General features: G+C 45.2%; 14 protein-coding genes and 16 tRNA genes. 5 read left to right on the top strand and 25 right to left on the bottom strand.

Going from position 1 to position 18,899, the window contains the following annotated elements:
- Window positions 1-97: 97 nt before the first annotated feature.
- On the top strand, window positions 98-286 hold the full coding sequence (locus tag OCV56_RS01420) for a DUF2065 domain-containing protein (RefSeq protein ID WP_086715092.1): 189 nt from the start codon (window positions 98-100) through the stop codon (window positions 284-286).
- Between the two features lie 151 nt (window positions 287-437).
- On the opposite strand, the gene hflC is transcribed toward OCV56_RS01420, so the two are convergent.
- From hflC to tsaE, 8 genes are all read right to left on the bottom strand, one after another.
- Window positions 438-1,415: a protease modulator HflC gene (gene hflC, locus OCV56_RS01415; RefSeq protein ID WP_060983118.1), complete on the bottom strand. Its 978-nt coding sequence runs from the start codon at window positions 1,413-1,415 to the stop codon at window positions 438-440.
- Between the two features lie 2 nt (window positions 1,416-1,417).
- The gene (gene hflK / locus OCV56_RS01410; protein WP_086715093.1) at window positions 1,418-2,620 is read right to left on the bottom strand and encodes an FtsH protease activity modulator HflK; all 1,203 of its coding nucleotides are present in this window, start codon (window positions 2,618-2,620) and stop codon (window positions 1,418-1,420) included.
- Window positions 2,621-2,647: 27 nt separating this feature from the next.
- A complete protein-coding gene (gene hflX, locus OCV56_RS01405) occupies window positions 2,648-3,955 on the bottom strand; it encodes a ribosome rescue GTPase HflX (RefSeq protein WP_017107433.1) in 1,308 nt (435 codons plus the stop codon).
- 44 nt (window positions 3,956-3,999) lie between these two features.
- Window positions 4,000-4,263 carry an RNA chaperone Hfq gene (gene hfq, locus OCV56_RS01400; protein WP_017059927.1) on the bottom strand — a complete coding sequence of 88 codons (264 nt, stop codon included), beginning with the start codon at window positions 4,261-4,263 and terminating at the stop codon, window positions 4,000-4,002.
- Between the two features lie 193 nt (window positions 4,264-4,456).
- Window positions 4,457-5,389, bottom strand: a complete 933-nt coding sequence (miaA, locus tag OCV56_RS01395; protein ID WP_086715095.1) for a tRNA (adenosine(37)-N6)-dimethylallyltransferase MiaA — start codon at window positions 5,387-5,389, stop codon at window positions 4,457-4,459.
- Window positions 5,390-5,486: 97 nt separating this feature from the next.
- On the bottom strand, window positions 5,487-7,685 hold the full coding sequence (gene mutL / locus OCV56_RS01390; protein WP_086715097.1) for a DNA mismatch repair endonuclease MutL: 2,199 nt from the start codon (window positions 7,683-7,685) through the stop codon (window positions 5,487-5,489).
- Between the two features lie 86 nt (window positions 7,686-7,771).
- Complete coding sequence (locus OCV56_RS01385) at window positions 7,772-9,487, bottom strand: N-acetylmuramoyl-L-alanine amidase (protein ID WP_086715099.1); 1,716 nt, start codon at window positions 9,485-9,487, stop codon at window positions 7,772-7,774.
- On the bottom strand, window positions 9,481-9,945 hold the full coding sequence (gene tsaE / locus OCV56_RS01380; RefSeq protein WP_004735870.1) for a tRNA (adenosine(37)-N6)-threonylcarbamoyltransferase complex ATPase subunit type 1 TsaE: 465 nt from the start codon (window positions 9,943-9,945) through the stop codon (window positions 9,481-9,483). Before tsaE ends, OCV56_RS01385 begins: the two co-directional genes overlap by 7 nt.
- 211 nt (window positions 9,946-10,156) lie before the next feature.
- Between tsaE and queG the strand changes: the two genes are divergently transcribed.
- Complete coding sequence (gene queG, locus OCV56_RS01375; protein WP_086715101.1) at window positions 10,157-11,317, top strand: tRNA epoxyqueuosine(34) reductase QueG; 1,161 nt, start codon at window positions 10,157-10,159, stop codon at window positions 11,315-11,317.
- Between the two features lie 631 nt (window positions 11,318-11,948).
- On the opposite strand, the gene OCV56_RS01370 is transcribed toward queG, so the two are convergent.
- The 17 genes from OCV56_RS01370 to orn form a co-directional block, all read right to left on the bottom strand.
- Window positions 11,949-12,024, bottom strand: a tRNA-Gly gene (locus OCV56_RS01370).
- Window positions 12,025-12,100: 76 nt separating this feature from the next.
- Window positions 12,101-12,177: transfer RNA gene (locus tag OCV56_RS01365), tRNA-Met, on the bottom strand.
- Between the two features lie 36 nt (window positions 12,178-12,213).
- Window positions 12,214-12,289: transfer RNA gene (locus tag OCV56_RS01360), tRNA-Gly, on the bottom strand.
- Between the two features lie 56 nt (window positions 12,290-12,345).
- Window positions 12,346-12,422: transfer RNA gene (locus OCV56_RS01355), tRNA-Met, on the bottom strand.
- A 36-nt stretch (window positions 12,423-12,458) separates the two neighbouring features.
- Window positions 12,459-12,534, bottom strand: a tRNA-Gly gene (locus OCV56_RS01350).
- Between the two features lie 76 nt (window positions 12,535-12,610).
- Window positions 12,611-12,687, bottom strand: a tRNA-Met gene (locus OCV56_RS01345).
- A gap of 85 nt (window positions 12,688-12,772) precedes the next feature.
- Window positions 12,773-12,848, bottom strand: a tRNA-Gly gene (locus tag OCV56_RS01340).
- Between the two features lie 76 nt (window positions 12,849-12,924).
- Window positions 12,925-13,001: transfer RNA gene (locus OCV56_RS01335), tRNA-Met, on the bottom strand.
- Window positions 13,002-13,037: 36 nt separating this feature from the next.
- Window positions 13,038-13,113, bottom strand: a tRNA-Gly gene (locus tag OCV56_RS01330).
- A 57-nt stretch (window positions 13,114-13,170) separates the two neighbouring features.
- Window positions 13,171-13,247 (bottom strand) — tRNA-Met (locus OCV56_RS01325).
- A gap of 36 nt (window positions 13,248-13,283) precedes the next feature.
- A tRNA-Gly gene (locus OCV56_RS01320) sits at window positions 13,284-13,359 on the bottom strand.
- 55 nt (window positions 13,360-13,414) lie between these two features.
- Window positions 13,415-13,491: transfer RNA gene (locus tag OCV56_RS01315), tRNA-Met, on the bottom strand.
- Between the two features lie 85 nt (window positions 13,492-13,576).
- Window positions 13,577-13,652: transfer RNA gene (locus tag OCV56_RS01310), tRNA-Gly, on the bottom strand.
- Window positions 13,653-13,707: 55 nt separating this feature from the next.
- Window positions 13,708-13,784 (bottom strand) — tRNA-Met (locus OCV56_RS01305).
- Between the two features lie 36 nt (window positions 13,785-13,820).
- A tRNA-Gly gene (locus OCV56_RS01300) sits at window positions 13,821-13,896 on the bottom strand.
- Between the two features lie 53 nt (window positions 13,897-13,949).
- Window positions 13,950-14,025: transfer RNA gene (locus OCV56_RS01295), tRNA-Gly, on the bottom strand.
- Between the two features lie 181 nt (window positions 14,026-14,206).
- On the bottom strand, window positions 14,207-14,752 hold the full coding sequence (gene orn / locus OCV56_RS01290) for an oligoribonuclease (RefSeq protein ID WP_010434065.1): 546 nt from the start codon (window positions 14,750-14,752) through the stop codon (window positions 14,207-14,209).
- A gap of 150 nt (window positions 14,753-14,902) precedes the next feature.
- On the opposite strand from orn, the gene rsgA reads away from it, so the two are divergent.
- The 3 genes from rsgA (at window position 14,903) to OCV56_RS01275 (ending at window position 18,720) form a co-directional block, all read left to right on the top strand.
- The gene (gene rsgA / locus OCV56_RS01285; protein ID WP_086716284.1) at window positions 14,903-15,958 is read left to right on the top strand and encodes a small ribosomal subunit biogenesis GTPase RsgA; all 1,056 of its coding nucleotides are present in this window, start codon (window positions 14,903-14,905) and stop codon (window positions 15,956-15,958) included.
- A gap of 125 nt (window positions 15,959-16,083) precedes the next feature.
- Window positions 16,084-17,007, top strand: coding sequence for an archaetidylserine decarboxylase (gene asd, locus OCV56_RS01280; protein WP_086716282.1), 924 nt, complete (start codon window positions 16,084-16,086; stop codon window positions 17,005-17,007).
- A gap of 297 nt (window positions 17,008-17,304) precedes the next feature.
- Entirely contained in the window at window positions 17,305-18,720 is a 1,416-nt protein-coding gene (locus OCV56_RS01275) for an SLC13 family permease (protein WP_086716279.1), read from the top strand.
- Window positions 18,721-18,899: the final 179 nt, after the last annotated feature.

Raw genomic sequence — 18,899 nt, 5'->3', positions numbered from 1 at the left:
AAACGTTAACGCTGTACAAAAATAAACCAGCAACATCCGAGCGCAGATGTGTAAAGATACTGATATCATTGTGTTTTTATAGACAAAAGGCAGAAGCATGTCTCAATCAATTTGGCTCGCTATTGGGCTTGTCCTTATCGTTGAAGGGCTTGGGCCCTTGATTGCGCCGAGTGGCTGGAGAAATATGGTCGCACAGCTGAGCGAACAACCGAACACGCAGCTGCGTCGCATTGGCGGTTGCCTTGTAGTGGCAGGAGCGGTTATCGCTTTCATGACCTACCGCTAGGTTTTCTTAAAGTACGGAGCTACTACGACTTCCCTCGCAGATTCAATGGGCAGTATTCAACGAATAGAAAACAAAAAGGCTCCCATTATGGGAGCCTTTTAAGTGTTAACGTATTTTGCTTGTTGAGCTAAGCATTTACTAACGCATCAGCTTACTTTGCTGGAGCGCCGCTTGCTTGATTCATGTATTGGAAGAAATCAGTCTTCGGATCCAGTACTAGAATGTCGCTCTTATCGCTAAATGATGTTTCATAAGCTTGCAATGAACGCATGAAGCCGTAGAACTCAGGATCTTTGCTGAAAGCATCAGAGTAGATCTTAGCTGCTTCTGCATCTGCATCACCACGAGTGATTCGAGCTGTACGGTCAGCTTCTGCAAGAACTGTTGCCACTTCTAGCTCAGCTTGAGCACGGATAACTTCAGCACGCTCACGACCTTGAGAACGGTGTCTACGAGCAACCGATTCACGTTCAGCACGCATACGGCGGTAGATAGATTCACTGATTTCGTCAGGAAGGTTAATCTTCTTCATTCGGAAATCAACAACTTCAACACCTAAATCAGCCATCGCACTTTCTGACGTTCCAGACAAAACGTTTTCCATGATCTTATCGCGTTCGCCATCAACTTCTAGAGCTTCTGCAGCCGCTACCGTTGTGACGACTTCGCTATCAGCAGAGTCTGGCAGGACATCTTTATTACGAGGGCCTGATACGATTTGTTTGATTTCACGAGAACCAATTTCAGAACGAAGAACATCTGTCACTTTACGTTCAAGAAGTGCTTCTGCCGTCATGATATTGCCGCCGCCGGTACTCAGATAAAAACGTCCAAAATCAGCAATGCGCCATTTTGCGTATGTATCAATTAGAACGTCTTTTTTCTCTGATGTTACGAAACGGTCAGAACGACCATCCATAGTTTGAATACGCGCATCAAGTACTTTTACGCGATCAAACAGTGGCAGTTTAAAGTGCAGGCCTGGTTCATAGATTCGTGATACGCCGTTGTCATCGAGAACTCGACCAAAACGAATTACCATGCCACGCTCGCCTTCTTGAATCACAAACAGTGACATCAATAGAAGGGCAATCGTCACAACTAATACAGGGATCATTAACTTACGCATTATTAGTATCTCCCTTGACGTGAGCTGTCTGAACGAGTTTGAGTGCTAGACTTTGGATCCGCTTGTTTTTCTAATTCAATTTGATCGTAAGTTGATGGTGCTTTTGCAGGGCGAGTGCCCGACTGAGAACCACCTTGCGCGCCTAGCTTATCAATTGGTAGGTAAAGCAAGTTACCGCTTGATTCAGAGTCAATCAGGACTTTCGATGTGCTTGAGTACACTTTCTCCATTGTATCTAGATACATACGGTTACGTGTTACTTCAGGCGCAGCTTGATATTCAGGTAGCAGTTTCTCGAACTGAGCTACTTGACCTAGAGCACCATTAACTGTTCGCTCTGAGTAACCAACCGCTTCTTTCTTCAAACGCTCAGCACGACCTGTTGCTTTTGGAAGAATGTCATTTCGGTATGCTTCAGCTTCACGCTCGAAACGCTCTTCATCCTCACGAGCCGCGATAGCGTCATCAAACGCATCTTTAACTTGCTCTGGTGGACGTGCTGACTGGAAGTTCACGTCAACAATAAGAATACCCATATCGTAGCTATCGATAATGCGGTTTAGTGTTTCTTGAGTACTTTGACGAATCTGCTGACGACCACTTGTTAGGATACTATCCATCAGTGAGTCACCAATTACCGCACGAAGCGCAGAATCGGTTGCTTGGCGTAAACTGTCGTCCGCATTCGTTACACGATACAAATACTTGTACGGGTCAGAAACACGGTATTGAACACCCATTTCAACGGTAACAACGTTTTCGTCTTTGGTCAGCATGGTGCCTGACGCGCGTAAAGAACGAATCGCTTGAACGTTTACTAGTTGCTCACCTTTAATTTCATCGATGAAGCGAGGGTGCCAGTTAAGACCAGGCTCTTCGATACGGTCGAACTGACCCAGTCGAAGTACTACTGCTCTTTCTGCTTCGCCAACGGTGTAGAAACCAGCGAAGAACCAGATAGCAATAGCAATAACGGCAATGACACCAAAGCCAATTGCACCGCCACCACCAATAGATGGCCCGTTACCGTTGCCACCCTTTTTACCAAACTTGCCACCTAACTTTTGACTTAGTTTACTAAACACTTCGTCTAGATCTGGCGGTCCTTGATCTCGGCCGCCGCGATTATTTTTATTACCCCAAGGGTCATTATCGCGGCCGTTATTATCGCCGTTGTTGTTATTTCCAGGCTCATTCCACGCCATTAGAAAGCTCCATCATTTGATATGACGTTATACTGTAGCAGTCTCTTTGGTAACGATAAAGTCACCTAAGAGCGCCCCTTCTCTTTTTTCAAGTTTAGACCAATCTATTTGTTGCATTCGGATATCTATCAACAAGTTACCATTTTCATCATACTCTTCCTGTTGAATACATTTCATCTCGAAGAATAAGCTGCGAATACGGCCCTGATGTTGATGTGGAATACACAACCGGAATTGAACCATCTGGCTAGCTAAACGCTCAGTTAAAGCTTCAAACAGCAGTTCAATACCTTCTCCTTCCATTGCAGAAACCCAAACAGCGCGAGGTGCGCCCTCTTCGTCTCTTTCAATTCGAGGTTTTTGGTCTTCCATGCAGTCAATTTTGTTCATGACTACAAGGGTTGGCACTTCATGAGCATCAATTTCTTCTAATACTTCATGAACAGCCTGAATGTTCTCACGAAAACGGTCATCACTGGCATCAACAACATGTAACAAAATGTCAGCTTCCTGCGTCTCTTGTAATGTTGCCTTGAACGCAGCGACCAAGTCGTGTGGTAGATGGCGGATAAAACCTACGGTATCTGCGAGAATTGCAGGACCGACATCTGCCAATTCAATCTTACGTAATGTTGGGTCTAGGGTTGCAAACAGTTGGTCTGCCGCATAAACACCAGCACTTGTGATGCGATTGAAAAGTGTTGATTTCCCTGCGTTGGTATAACCAACCAAAGAAATTGTTGGGATTTCAGCTCGATTACGAGCACGTCGTCCTTGTTCACGCTGTTTAGCTACTTTCGCTAAACGACGCAGTATTGCCTTTATACGGTCACGCAACAAACGTCGATCGGTTTCCAGCTGAGTTTCACCTGGACCACGAAGACCAATACCACCTTTCTGCCTTTCAAGGTGAGTCCAACCACGAATCAATCGAGTAGAGATATGACGAAGCTGAGCGAGCTCAACCTGTAGCTTACCTTCATGAGTTCGCGCACGTTGTGCAAAGATATCTAAGATCAAACCCGTGCGATCAATCACACGACATTTACACAGTTGCTCGAGGTTTCGCTCTTGGGCAGGAGAGAGGGAGTGGTTAAAAATCACAATTTCAGCACCGGTCAGCTGAACAGCTTGTGCGATTTCTAGGGCTTTACCTTCTCCAACGTAGTATTTAGGGAGTGGGGATTGTCGGCTACCAGTAATCACTTGTAGCGTTTCTACCCCCGCTGAGGAGACCAGCATTTCACATTCGCTTAGATCTTCCCATTCTCCCTCTTGCGTGAAGTTGATATGAACAAGTACGGCTCGCTCGCCGGATTCATAACGGTCAAACAAGCAACCAACTCCTTATTACAGCGCAAGCTGTATCAATTGAACGATTAATCTTCAGTCTTCTCTGGACGATCAGATGGCGTGCGTTGCTCGCCGCTGTGGTGACTAACTGCACGAGCAGGTACCACAGTAGAAATCGCATGCTTGTAAACCATTTGGTTTACTGTGTTCTTTAATAAGATCACGAATTGATCGAAAGACTCGATCTGACCTTGCAGCTTAATGCCGTTAACAAGATAGATAGAGACTGGAATGCGCTCACGACGGAGTGCATTTAGGAATGGGTCTTGTAGCGATTGCCCCTTAGCCATTTTATTTTCCTTATTTGTATTTTGTTGTAATTATTTAGCTAGTGGTGCACAAAAAGGTGCGGCCTTTGCATCTGAGCTAAATGAATAAAAAAACTCCGTTGTTATTGAAAGGCTGTGATTTTTTAAAAGCCTCAATAACGGATCCTTTCCAGAGTATATTCACGCAAAAGCGATCACATTATACACAGCAATACTAATCAGATGCTATTGCATCTGAAAGAGTTTCTAACGCTTGATCAATGTTTTCGCTATCTAACCAAGTTAAATCATCCCAACTGCGCAACCAGGTGATTTGTCGCTTGGCCAACTGACGGGTTGCACAGACACCACGGAAAACCGCTTCGTCTAAATCACAATTACCGTCTAAATAATCCCACATCTGCCTATAACCTACGCATCGGATCGATGGCAATTCAGGGTGAAGATCTTTTCTGGCGTACAACGCCTTCATTTCATCTTCAAATCCCGCTTCTATCATCTTCTCGAAACGTAGCTCTATGCGACGATGGAGTTCAGTCCTTTCCTTGGGAGCTATTGCAAATTGTTTTACACGAAATGGCAGGCTATCGCCTTTCGTTTGAGTTAGCTCTGTTAATGTTTTACCCGAAATTCGGTAAACTTCCAATGCCCTTGAAAGCCTTTGTGGATCATTTGGGTGTATTCTTTCAGCGGATACGGGATCTATCTCTCTTAATTGATCGTGCAATGCCTGCCAACCTTGTTCGATAGATTCCGCTTCAATCTGCTTACGAATCTCTTGATCCGCTGCTGGTAATGGCGATAAACCTTCCAACAATGCTTTGTAGTAAAGCATTGTGCCACCAACAAGTAGCGGAATTTTGCCTTCCGCTACAATCTTATTCATTTCATTGATCGCATCACGACGAAAATCTGCCGCAGAATACGCTTCGCTTGGATCCAGAATATCAATCAAGCGATGAGGCGCGAGCGCAAGCTCTTCCGCATCCGGTTTAGCGGTACCAATATCCATGTCTTTGTAGATAAGTGCCGAATCGACGCTGATGATCTCTACTGGGTATTTCTGACGTAAGCGGATAGCTAAATCTGTTTTTCCTGATGCCGTTGGGCCCATTAAAAACAACGCTAAAGGTAATTTTTCAGTCATGATATTTTGTATTTGCTTCTCTGTTTTAGCGCTTTTTAGCAAAGGGCTTTGTGTCGCGACGTATTCAGCTAAAAAGACAAATGTCGTCGCGAAAAAGTTAAACCGTAAACGCGGCTATAGTCGCTGAAAAGTCGATAGGATTAACAAACTCTGGATCATCTAATGGAAGTAGACCATGCCAAAGTTGTTCAAGTTCCCCAACTAGTTGAACCGCTTCAGATAAAGTGTAGTCGCTTTTTACTTGTGCCGTTTGAATCCCGATCCAGTTAACCAATGATGGCAACAGGTCGTTGGAAACATTAGCCGTGTGATTATCAGCAATCTGAGCGTTTAATGAAGCCGCGTAAGATAACAGATCTGGGATCAAAATTTGTAAGTTTTGCTGCCTTAAAGGAGAAGGCACGCCCATCACCATTACCGCCTCACTGTTTCGCGCCTTAAGCTCAATCCCCAGTAATGCCAATGTTTGGCTCAGCGTCTTCGCAACTTCGACAAGTTCACTACCCAGCTTAATCGATAAGGGCACCAATAGTGGCTGGCTTTTTAACGCGCCACCTCGAGTATCAAGCTGACCAACAACACGCAATAATTCAGCCTTAGCCAAAGAAACCAACACACTGCCGTTCTTATTACCCATCACCAGATACTGACGTTCCACTACCGAGACGGCTTTGCCTAAGTCCGTCACAGGTACTCTTGGCTTTGAATGAACAGGATTCTGTTGAGCAGGCTTAGCTTCTTTATTTTCTATATTTTCTATGTTGTCTCTGGTTTCTACTGGTGCCACATACTCTTGAGGAGATGAAGTCTGTACAACCTGCTCATCAAAGTCTGGCGTTTTTAAAAGCTCTTTATAAGCCTTAACTTCACGCTTTGAGGGCGCTGGCTCAGCATGATGTTGGTGTGGTTCTTTTTCTTTCTTCGGTGCAGGTCGAGACTCAATCCACTCTTGGCGAGGAGAGCCGGTAAAACTGCTTTCACTAGCAGACGAGCTTCGGCCAGCAGATGAACTTGAGTTGGTTGATGAAATATAGTGTCGCCCGCCGTCATTAACGCTGTGTTGAGGCTTATCATGAACCTGCTCAGATTCGGCTTTTCTCGGGTAGGAAGGTGTTTGCTCAATGGCGTGTCGCTCCCTCTCCGAAACTTGGGTTTGATCCGCATTACTAGGTAGCGTGTTTTCTGGCTCAGTAAAACTTGCAACACCATCAACTACAGAGCTCGTACTATCTTGCTGATGATGAATCACTTCTGATTGATGAAAAGCTGATTGATTGATTGGCGCAGCATCGATCTGCTTACTCTGTGCTAAGCCATCACTCAATGCTTGGTAAATAAAGTCATGCACAAGGCGCGCTTGATGGAAACGCACTTCATGTTTAGCAGGATGAACATTCACATCGACTTGATGTGGGTCGAGTTCAATGAACAGCACATACGTTGCGAATTGGTCTGGACGCAGGCTAGTTTCATAGCTCTGGCGAATGGCGTGATTGATCAGCTTGTCGCGCATCATACGGCCATTCACATAGCAGTATTGCAGATCGCTTTGTTGTCTTGCTCCTTCTGGCGTGGTGATCCAGCCATGAAGTTTTAGGCCTTGATGCTCAAGCTCGATCTTAAGCATATGGCGCACAAAAGGGTTGCCACATACCGCAGCGATGCGCTTTTCTGCTTGAACTTGTGTTTTAGCTGCGCGGTACTGACGAATCATTTTGCCGTTATGACGAAGGTTGATCGTCACATCAAAGCGACTCAATGCAATACGTTTAAGCAACTCATCAATATGCGTGAATTCGGTTTTCTCGGTGCGTAAGAACTTGCGGCGTGCTGGTGTGTTGAAGAACAGATCCAACACCTCAACCGAGGTACCAATTGGATGCGCTGCAGGCTGCAGTTTCACCTGCATATCACGGCCTTCACTGTGTGCCGCCCAAGCTTGATCTTGAGTAGCAGGGCGTGAAGTCATGGTTAAGCGCGCAACTGAACTAATACTCGCCAGCGCTTCACCACGGAAACCGAGGCTGACGATCGCCTCAAGGTCGTCAAGAGTATGGATCTTAGAAGTAGCATGACGGCTCAACGCTAAGGCAAGCTCATCTTTGACGATGCCCTTACCGTTGTCACGAACGCGGATCATCTTAGCGCCACCTTTCTCGATATCAATATCGATACGCGTCGCACCTGAGTCCAAACTGTTCTCAACCAACTCTTTCACAACAGAAGCTGGTCTTTCTACCACTTCACCCGCTGCGATTTGGTTCGCTAACCGAGCTGGCAGTATTTTGATCGTCATATAGCTACCTTACTGCCACTTATAGAAGTACTTCTCGCGTTAAAGATTACTTCTATGTTCTAAACATGACTTAAATATTGGCTCAACTACTTATGTGGAATAATGAGCACTTGGCCAATGGCTAATTCATCAGAGCGCAATTTGTTCGCTTGGCGAATACTGTTAACGCTCACGCCGTATTTCGAAGCTATCTTGCCAAGATAATCGCCTCTTGCGACTTTGTGTTTGCGCAGAGGGACATCTTTCACTTCAACTGTAATACGTAACTTTTGGCCTACTCTCACAGTCTCTGATTTCAAGCGGTTCTCACGTTTGATATCAGCCACCGAAACTTTATAACGGCTGGCTATCTTGCCTAGATACTCTCCAGACTTAACCGTGTGAGTTATGGTCTTAGTTCTAACAGCACTGCTTGATGATGAGCTTGAAGCGCTGCCTGGGATCTTAAGCACTTGGCCGATCGCTAGGCTGCTCGATTTCAGATTGTTGAATTTCATCAAGGCCTGTGTCGACGTGCCATATTTACTCGCAATAACAGATAGAGACTCACCACGAGAGACTTTATGTTGGCTCACGCTACCCGTTGATGACGTCGCGTTAGACAAGATAATCCCTTCAGGCGGGTTAGCCTTCAAATACTTAACGACCGCTTTAGTCACTGCTCGTGCCAATTTATCTTGATGCGAGCGTTGGAAAAGCAGCTTCTCTTCCGTCGGATTCGAAATAAAGCCCGTCTCTACCAATACAGATGGGATCTGTGGTGAACGTAATACCGCCAAACTGGTGTTAATCGGCTTACTGTTATGCAGTTTCGCAACCTTACCCATTTCAGACAGAATCGCCGTTGCCAGCTTGTAGCCCTCTTTTTGAGAGTGGCTAAACTGCAAATCAAGCAAGGTTTGATTTACGTTCTTATCATCAATATTGCCAGTAAAAGCAGCACCGCTACCACCAAGTAGCTCTGACTGTTTCTCTTTATTCTCAATCCAGCGTGAGATCTCGGTATTCGCACGTCGAGTATTCAGCACAAACACCGAGCCACCTCTTGGTTGAGGAGTGGTAAATGCATCGGCGTGAATAGAGATCAACAGGTGAGCTTCATTCTCTCGAGCAATCGCAACACGTCGATTCAAGTTCACAAAGTAGTCAGCATTACGCGTTAAACGCGTTTTGATTCCCGGTACGGCATTTAATTGTGCAGCCAGCTTGCGGGAGATACTCAGCGTCGCATTCTTCTCATATTTACGAGATGGACCGATTGAGCCAGGATCTTCACCACCGTGGCCAGGGTCAATCACGATCAAAATGTCTTTCTGACGTTTAACCTGATTAATGTTCTTGCTAACCGTTGGTTTACTTGGCTTCGATGTTGCTTTACTTACCGCACCATGAGGTAAGTCGATCACCAAACGGTGTCCATACTGACCACCCGGAGTCGGGCTCAGTTTGAACAACTCTGCTTTAGACGACTTCTTTAACTCAAAAACCAAGCGATAGGTGTTTTTGTCTGGCGGTGAACTCTTACGAATCTTAGATAGAACAGGGCTATCTTTCACCACGACAGGTAGCTTAGTTGCAAGGTTGGTATTTTTTAAATCGACCACTAAACGACTCGGGCTACTCAGTGTGAAATAGCTAAAGTCCGCTTCTGATTTTAAGTCGATAACCACACGAGTTTCTTCTGGAGAAGGCCAAACCCTTAAACTTTTCAGTGAGTTTGCAGAAACAAGTGAAGAAAACAGTATAGAAAAAACAGCAGCCATCATGGCCACTGCTGAAATAAGGCGTTTAGAAATCAACATAACTCCAACTGACTAAGTAAGCGCTGTCCGTATTCACTATTAGCGGTTAAAGAAACAATACGGTGATCATCTTGGTAACGAATATCAATATCCAAATCAGCTTCTGGTAGCATCCCATAACCTTTCTCAGGCCATTCAACCAAGCAGATAGCATCTGGAGTAAAGTAGTCACGAATTCCCATGAACTCTAACTCTTCAGGATCGGCTAGGCGATAAAGGTCAAAGTGGTACACCTGCCAATCGGCAAGTTGATAAGGTTCAACTAGAGTATACGTTGGGCTCTTTACATTTCCTTGATGGCCAAGTGCTTTTACAAAGCCACGACTGAAGGTCGTTTTACCTGCGCCAAGATCACCATGCAGATAAATAGTCGTCTGCTGTGAGCAAAGATTAGAAAGCTCCGTTCCTAATTGAATCGTTGCTTGTTCATCTTTCAAAGTAAATTGTTTCGTGCTCATGAATACGTTCTCTAAAAATCGATCGTTGACTATATAAAAATCAAAAGAACAAGAATAGTAAACCGTGATGCTTTTGGGAGACAAGCACTCAAGTGTAAGTTCTATGAAAAATACTGCTCAAAACACGTCTGTTCTGGTCAACACCACTAAGATCCGTTAAGATCCGCCCCCATTTTTGCCTAACCGAATTTTAATCGATAAGTATGAAGCCATGAATCTAGACCATCTTGCTGAAAAAATTAAAATTTGGGGAAAAGAGTTAGGCTTTCAAAAAGTTGGCATCTGCGATGTTGATTTAAGTGAACACGAAGCCCCTCTTCAAGCATGGCTAGATGCGGGTCACCACGGCGAAATGGATTGGATGGCTCGACATGGGATGATGCGTGCACGTCCTGATGAACTTCACCCAGGCACAATTCGAGTGATCAGCGCTCGAATGAATTACCTACCACCAGAAGCTCAGTTTGCCTCTAACCTAAACGATACCACTCAAGGCTATATCAGCCGTTATTCTTTAGGCCGCGACTATCACAAATTGTTCCGTAACCAGTTGAAAAAGCTGGGACAAAGAATCGAAAAAGAGGTCGAAGGTTTAGATTCTCGTCCTTTCGTCGATTCTGCGCCTATTTTAGAAAGACCACTAGCTCAAAAAGCAGGGCTAGGCTGGACAGGCAAACACTCACTCATTCTCGATAAAGACGCAGGATCTTGGTTCTTCCTTGGAGAGCTACTAGTTAACATCCCTCTTCCAACAGATGAACCGAGTGTCGATGAGTGCGGCAAATGCACTGCATGTATCACCTCTTGCCCGACCGGCGCCATTATTGATGATGGCGTCGTTGATGCACGCAAATGTATTTCGTACTTAACCATTGAATATGATGGTGTGATCCCTGAAGAGTATAGAGATGCAATTGGTAACCGAATTTACGGTTGTGATGATTGTCAGTTAGTTTGCCCATGGAACCGTCATGCCGAACTGACAGAACAAACCGACTTTCACCGCAGAGAAGATTTCCAAGAAGCCGATCTGGTTTCACTTTCAAGTTGGGATGAAGCAACCTTCCTAAAGAAAATGGAAGGTTCCGCAATAAGACGTATCGGCCACACCCAGTGGTTACGCAATATCTTTGTTGCTATGGGCAATGCACCATTTCAACAACGCATTGTTGAAACACTAGAATCTCATCAAGGTAAAAACGAAATGCTAGATGTGCATATTGAGTGGGCTTTGAATAAACAACTACAACAGTTACCTAACGCTAGCGGCATGCAACAAGATAACTGTTTGCAAAAAAATAGCAGCAAAATCCTCACCAAAAAGCACAGACTGATACGTATTGTTGAGAAAGGGCTACCAAGAGACGCCTAGCCCTTTAAGCATCAACGATTGGCAGTTTTGCCTACATCGACTGTCCAATATATAAGACAACCCGTTGCACATAATTTTAGAACAATGTTTGACCTTGTTCTCAATTCTAGCAATGTGGAAAAAATTCAGAACTCTCGTAAACTTCCGACACCCGCACAAAGTTAAACACAGTACCGATAAATGATTAAGATCAAAAAACAACAAGTTAACGATCTTTTATCAAATCCTAGATAAGCATCCAACTTGATAAAAAACAATAAGTTACGATCACTACAATTCATCTAATATATTGAAAACAAGAAAGATCTTTTAGGGGTGGCTAAAGAATTAAGCCTGAAATAACTTTATCAACCAAGTTATCCACACCTAAATTTTTGTGGATAAGTCTGTTTATAGATGTGAAAAACCTCAAGTATCTGCTTCAGAGACCTGATATTTACTAGCATTCCAGTTGCTAAGAAAAATTTAAGACAAAAAAATATCCACCATGATGGAGGATTATTTGCTTTTTGGGGGGATTATGCTTCGCAGCATTAAAGAAAGAGCGTGACCTTTACGGTCGTCTTTAAACTCTGTGTTCTAAAGAAAAACACGGTGGTTTAAAGAGTCTTAATAGCTTTTAGAAGAAAGCTGGAGCGATACATCGGGTTCGAACCGATGACCTCAACCTTGGCAAGGTTGCGCTCTACCAACTGAGCTAGTATCGCATTAGTTAATCGCTGCTCTTACTGCCTTGGGCAGCTCTTACCGCCTTGGGTAAACAGATAGCGCCTAACTGTAATGTGGTTGCGGGAGCCGGATTTGAACCGACGACCTTCGGGTTATGAGCCCGACGAGCTACCAAACTGCTCCATCCCGCGTCCGGATGCATCAATTAAGTTGATGATTCTTTAATTTGGAGCGATACATCGGGTTCGAACCGATGACCTCAACCTTGGCAAGGTTGCGCTCTACCAACTGAGCTAGTATCGCATTAGTTAGTCGCTACTCTTACTGCCTTGGGCAATAAACGGCGCTTAACTGTAATGTGGTTGCGGGAGCCGGATTTGAACCGACGACCTTCGGGTTATGAGCCCGACGAGCTACCAAACTGCTCCATCCCGCGTCCGGATGCATTGTTTAAGACAATGAGGCTTTAAACTGGAGCGATACATCGGGTTCGAACCGATGACCTCAACCTTGGCAAGGTTGCGCTCTACCAACTGAGCTAGTATCGCATTAGTTAACCGCTGCTTTTACTGCCTTGGGCAGCTCTTACCGCCTTGGGCAAACAGATAGCGCCTAACTGTAATGTGGTTGCGGGAGCCGGATTTGAACCGACGACCTTCGGGTTATGAGCCCGACGAGCTACCAAACTGCTCCATCCCGCGTCCGGATGCATTGTTTAAGACAATGAAACTAAACCATTTTCATTCTGAGTACTTTCTCTAGGAGATGACTGCTAAGAACTGAATTTGGAGCGATACATCGGGTTCGAACCGATGACCTCAACCTTGGCAAGGTTGCGCTCTACCAACTGAGCTAGTATCGCATTAGTTAGTCGCTGCTCTTACTGCCTTGGGCAGCTCTTACCGCCTTGGGCAAACAGATAGCGCTTAACTGTAATGTGGTTGCGGGAGCCGGATTTGAACCGACGACCTTCGGGTTATGAGCCCGACGAGCTACCAAACTGCTCCATCCCGCGTCCGGATGCATTGTTTAAGACAATGAGGCTTTAAATTGGAGCGATACATCGGGTTCGAACCGATGACCTCAACCTTGGCAAGGTTGCGCTCTACCAACTGAGCTAGTATCGCATTAGTTGACCGCTGCTCTTACTGCCTTGGGCAATGAACTAGCGCTTAACTGTAATGTGGTTGCGGGAGCCGGATTTGAACCGACGACCTTCGGGTTATGAGCCCGACGAGCTACCAAACTGCTCCATCCCGCGTCCGGATGCATTGTTTAAGACAATGAGGCTTTAAATTGGAGCGATACATCGGGTTCGAACCGATGACCTCAACCTTGGCAAGGTTGCGCTCTACCAACTGAGCTAGTATCGCATTAGTTAGTCGCTGCTCTTACTGCCTTGGCAATAAATGGCGCCTAACTGTAATGTGGTTGCGGGAGCCGGATTTGAACCGACGACCTTCGGGTTATGAGCCCGACGAGCTACCAAACTGCTCCATCCCGCGTCCGGATGCATTGTTTAAGACAATGAAACTAAACCATTTTCATTCTGAGTACTTTCTCTAGGAGATGACTGCTAAGAACTGAATTTGGAGCGATACATCGGGTTCGAACCGATGACCTCAACCTTGGCAAGGTTGCGCTCTACCAACTGAGCTAGTATCGCATAAGTTAATCGCTGCTCTTACTGCCTTGGCAATAAATAGCGCTTAACTGTAATGTGGTTGCGGGAGCCGGATTTGAACCGACGACCTTCGGGTTATGAGCCCGACGAGCTACCAAACTGCTCCATCCCGCGTCCGGATGCATCAATTAAGTTGATGATTCTTTAATTTGGAGCGATACATCGGGTTCGAACCGATGACCTCAACCTTGGCAAGGTTGCGCTCTACCAACTGAGCTAGTATCGCATTATAAAAGGTCTTTCACCTTTCGATTACCGCATTCGCCGTAACCTACAAATTGGAGCGATACATCGGGTTCGAACCGATGACCTCAACCTTGGCAAGGTTGCGCTCTACCAACTGAGCTAGTATCGCAATCTGAAAACGTCTTTCGCCGTTCAGGGCTGCGAATTATAAGAGCATTTTTTTGTGATGCAAGTCCTTAATGCAAAATTACGAAACTTTTTACTCAACTGCTGTAAAAGCACACAGATTTGCAAAAAAAAACGGCTCTTATGTCCCTGAAAAGTTAGATAAACGTGATCATTTCATTCGACTAGATGTTAATAATCGTTTTTCGGTAGTACTGCAGCTCGGCGATCGACTCTCGAATATCGTCTAACGCAAGGTGACTTCCCGACTTAGAAAAACCATCTAACACTTCAGGTTTCCAACGACGAGTCAGCTCTTTTAGAGTGCTTACGTCAACATAGCGGTAGTGGAAGTACTCTTCCAACTCTGGCATGTGCTTGTATAAGAAGCGGCGGTCTTGACCAATGCTGTTGCCACAAATAGGTGACTTACCTTTCGGTACCCATTTTTCAAGAAATTCAATCGTTTGTTGAATGGCATCTTGTTCTGAAACCGTGCTTTCTTGAATTCGCTTCACTAGGCCGCTGCCAGTATGAGTCGTTGTGCACCACTCATCCATTTTGTCCAATTCACTCTGAGGTTGGTGAATAGCCAAAACAGGTCCTTCAGCCAGGATGTTAAGCTCACTATCAGTAACGATAGTCGCAATTTCAATGATTTTATGAGTTTCAGGATCAAGTCCTGTCATCTCTAGATCAACCCAAATAAGGTTCTGATCGCTAAAGGACATAAGGCGCTGCCTATTTGTTTATGTGTAAAAGAGGTACTATACCCAAATAACTATACTCAAACTAGCTTTAGGACCATCGAAATCACGTGGTACCAGCAACATCCGGTTTGAGTCCCCAATCATCAAGTTAGATGTGTTAAGTGAAAAATTGTGGCTAAAAAAAAGAAGTTAACCAAAGGTCAAGTACGTCGTGTACGTAGCAACCAGAACAAGCGACTCAAGAAAGAAGATTCTATCCAGTGGGATGAGAACATGCTTGGTGGAACCAAAAGCGGACTCGTGATTACGCGCTTTGGCCAACATGCTGATATCGAAGATCTTGAAACGAACGAAGTTCATCGTTGTAACCTACGCCGTAGTATCGAGACTTTAGTTTCTGGTGACCGAGTGACTTGGCGAGCGGGCTTAGAGTCTATGGCTGGTATTTCTGGCGTTGTGGAAGCGGTTGAACCAAGAACTTCAATGCTGACTCGCCCCGATTACTACGATGGCCTAAAACCGGTTGCGGCAAACGTCGACCAAATGGTTATCGTATCTGCGGTACTACCAGAGCTATCACTTAATATCATCGACCGCTACTTAATCGCTTCTGAAACGGTCAACATCGCACCTCTTGTTGTACTGAACAAGGTTGACCTGCTGACTGATGAGCAGATTGCTGAATACCGTGAAACACTTAAAGAGTACGAGAAGATCGGCTACAAAGTGATGTTCGTGAGTAAAGAGTCTGGCTACGGCATCAAAGAGCTGGAAGCTGAACTGAAAGATCGCATCAACATCTTTGTTGGCCAATCGGGTGTAGGTAAATCAAGCCTAGTGAATGCATTAATGCCAACGCTAGACATTGAAGAAGGCGAAGTCTCTGAGAACTCAGGTCTTGGCCAGCATACAACTACGGCCGCTCGTTTATACCACTTCCCTTCTGGAGGAGATCTGATTGACTCACCAGGAGTTCGTGAATTCGGCCTATGGCACCTAGAAGCCGACGAAATCACTGAAGCCTTCATCGAATTCAAGCCTTACCTTGGCGGCTGTAAGTTTCGCGACTGTAAGCACAATGACGACCCAGGTTGTATCCTGCGTGAAGCGGTAGAAAGCGGAAAGATCAGTCGACTGCGTTTCGACAACTACCACCGCATAATTGAAAGCATGGCGAGTAACAAAGATAACCGTCAGTATTCACGCAACAAAAAAGCCGATCTCTAATCGCGTTTTTGTGAACAAATGTGCGCATTTACTGACAATTGGCGCGAATTTAAGTAACATCTCGCGCCCTAAACCGTCATCGACAGATTTAATTGAAAAACAATTAGCATTGGAAAATTAATACAATGGATAAGATTAAAGTTGGATTGCAGTACTGGATTCCACAACATGGACTGACTCGCCTAGTCGGCAAACTGGCGTCTGCTAAAGCCGGCGGCTTAACGACAGCGATCATCAATTGGTTCATCAAGCAATACAAAGTGAACATGGATGAAGCTCTGCATAGCGATCCAAAACACTTTAAAACATTCAATGAATTCTTCGTGCGTGAATTGAAAGAAGGCATGCGCCCTATCGCTGAAGGCGAGTCTGTTATTGTTCACCCTGCCGACGCTCGCGTAAGCCAATTTGGTCCAATTACTGACGGTCAACTGATTCAAGCTAAAGGCCATAACTACTCAGCTCGCGAGCTATTGGGTGGTGATGCAGCATTAGCTGATGAATTTAAAGACGGTGAATTCGCAACACTTTACTTGTCTCCAAGTGATTACCATCGCGTGCACATGCCATGCGACGGCACACTGCGCCAGATGATCTACGTTCCAGGTGACCTTTTCTCAGTGAACCCGCTAACGGCAGAGAACGTTCCAAACCTATTCGCTCGTAATGAACGTGTAGTTTGTATCTTCGATACTGAATTTGGCCCAATGGCACAAGTACTGGTTGGCGCAACTATTGTTGGTAGCATTGAGCAAGTGTGGGCAGGTACTATTACACCACCTCGTGGTAACTCTGTTTACAAGTGGGATTACCCTGCGCAGGGTGATACAGCCATCGTCTTGAAAAAAGGCGAAGAGATGGGTCGCTTTAAACTTGGTTCAACGGTTATTAACCTGTTCGCTAAAGATGCAATCAAGTTCGATGAGACTATGCTAAATGGTGAGAAAACGGTTCTTGGTACGCCTTACGCGCACATTGCTGCGGGTAAAGAAGCACCTGCGAGTGAAGATGTTGTTGCTGATACTGCAGAAAACACAGACCAAGTATAACTCCCAGAGTTAGCTCATTAAGCTTTCAAGGCGCGTTTTTCAGAGAAGAACGCGCCTTTTTCTTCGCTCTATCGATTCATTTCCTACTCAAGCTCTCACAACCCAAATTTCCAAAGCCCTGTCCAGCCACATTTGCTTGCCACTATTACCTTCAATTGCCCAGAAAAAAGATTGACCAAAAACAAAACAGTTGCCGAAACCTTAAACAACTTTCCGATTTTACAACCCGTCTCCAAGTACCCAAAAACCAGATAACTTACTCTATTTGAAGAAATTTTATTTATAGGGTCTTTGTACATGCCTAAACTCAATGTTGGCGTTCTGGTCAAGCTGTTGATTTGTTTTGCGATTCCCTTAGGCGTGTTATTCATGCCGATAGACTCAATACCAATCGACGATCTCACGCTGATTCAACACCGCTTGTTGGCGATATTCCTTCTGGCAGCACTGCTTTGGGTGCTTGAACCCGTGCCAGTTTTCGCTACCTCAATACTGATCATTGCACTTGAACTGGTCATGATTTCTGACAAAGGTTTGCATCTATTCCGAAATCCACCAGCGGGACACGATCTCGGTGAATTAATTAAATATACCGACATATTTGGTGCATTTTCATCACCGATCATCATTCTATTCATGGGTGGTTTCGCACTCGCGATATCCGCATCCAAGTACGAACTCGACAACAACTTAGCTCGAGTGCTGCTCAAGCCATTTGGCACAGAGCCACGTTTCATCATGCTGGGTTTGATGCTGATCACCGCTGTGTTCTCAATGTTCATGTCGAATACCGCAACAACGGTCATGATGCTAGCTCTGCTTGGCCCTATCGTGGCTTCTGCACCAAAAGGCGATATGGGGATCAAAGCACTCGTATTGTGTATTCCGATTGCCGCTAATACTGGTGGTATCGCCACACCAATCGGTACGCCTCCCAATGCCATCGCACTGCAATACCTAACGGGTGAAAACACCATCGACTTCCTGAGTTGGATGATGATGGGCTTACCGTTTGTGATCATCCAACTCACCATAGCTTGGTTCCTTCTTCAGAAAATCTTTCCTTCCAAGCAAAAGAACATGGTGCTCAAGCTCGATGGACAATTTAGAAAGAGCTGGCGAGCTATTGTGGTTTACATCACCTTCTCTGCAACAATCTTATTGTGGATGACCACCAAGCTACATGGCATGAACACCTATGTAGTCTCTATCATTCCTCTCGCCGTCTTTACCCTAACGGGCATCATGGGTAAGGAAGAGCTAAAGCTGATTAACTGGGATGTGTTGTGGTTAGTCGCGGGTGGTATTGCGATTGGTATCGGCCTAGATAAAACAGGCTTAGCGGCAGCACTCGCACACGCAATTGATTATGAATCTCTGTCACCGGCAGCCGTAGTTCTGACGCTATCTATCGTGTGTTGGCTAATGGCGAACTTCATGTCAAACACCGCGACTGCGAACTTGCTGATGCCGATAGCCGCTGCGATCGGTGCATCGATGGAAAGCTTAGTTACTATTGGTGGATTGCAAGGGTTATTGGTTGTGGTCGCCTTCTCTGCGTCACTTGGTATGATTTTGCCAGTATCGACACCACCCAACTCACTGGCCTACTCGACCGGGCTTATCGAAAGCAAAGACATGGCGAAGATGGGTATCATCTTAGGGATTGTCGGCTTATTAATGGTCTACCTTGCGCTGTTTATCATCACCTAGCAGACGTTAACGCCCTTCTTTAATTCTCACTAAAGCGCTGAATATAGATTTAGCGCTTTTTTCGAGCTATACCACTCCGCTCTAAGCAATTAGCTGACATTTCAATCAACAGATAACTGTGATTTCACTTCACTGTTTATAAAAAAACAGCACAAATATATTTAGAATTTATGATTTTA

It is taken from the genome of Vibrio gigantis (genome assembly GCF_024347515.1).
In the GTDB taxonomy this organism is placed as follows: domain Bacteria; phylum Pseudomonadota; class Gammaproteobacteria; order Enterobacterales; family Vibrionaceae; genus Vibrio; species Vibrio gigantis.
Note: the sequence above shows the minus strand (reverse complement) of the source record. Positions and strands in the feature narration are given on the sequence as shown.

Bases quoted from the DNA above. Each gene is read 5' to 3' on its own strand.
- OCV56_RS01420 (WP_086715092.1), top strand. From the start codon at position 98: ATGTCTCAATCAATTTGGCTCGCTATTGGGCTTGTCCTTATCGTTGAA.
- hflC (WP_060983118.1), bottom strand. From the start codon at position 1,415: ATGCGTAAGTTAATGATCCCTGTATTAGTTGTGACGATTGCCCTTCTA.
- hflK (WP_086715093.1), bottom strand. From the start codon at position 2,620: ATGGCGTGGAATGAGCCTGGAAATAACAACAACGGCGATAATAACGGC.
- hfq (WP_017059927.1), bottom strand. From the start codon at position 4,263: ATGGCTAAGGGGCAATCGCTACAAGACCCATTCCTAAATGCACTCCGT.
- miaA (WP_086715095.1), bottom strand. From the start codon at position 5,389: ATGACTGAAAAATTACCTTTAGCGTTGTTTTTAATGGGCCCAACGGCA.
- mutL (WP_086715097.1), bottom strand. From the start codon at position 7,685: ATGACGATCAAAATACTGCCAGCTCGGTTAGCGAACCAAATCGCAGCG.
- OCV56_RS01385 (WP_086715099.1), bottom strand. From the start codon at position 9,487: ATGTTGATTTCTAAACGCCTTATTTCAGCAGTGGCCATGATGGCTGCT.
- tsaE (WP_004735870.1), bottom strand. From the start codon at position 9,945: ATGAGCACGAAACAATTTACTTTGAAAGATGAACAAGCAACGATTCAA.
- queG (WP_086715101.1), top strand. From the start codon at position 10,157: ATGAATCTAGACCATCTTGCTGAAAAAATTAAAATTTGGGGAAAAGAG.
- orn (WP_010434065.1), bottom strand. From the start codon at position 14,752: ATGTCCTTTAGCGATCAGAACCTTATTTGGGTTGATCTAGAGATGACA.
- asd (WP_086716282.1), top strand. From the start codon at position 16,084: ATGGATAAGATTAAAGTTGGATTGCAGTACTGGATTCCACAACATGGA.
- OCV56_RS01275 (WP_086716279.1), top strand. From the start codon at position 17,305: ATGCCTAAACTCAATGTTGGCGTTCTGGTCAAGCTGTTGATTTGTTTT.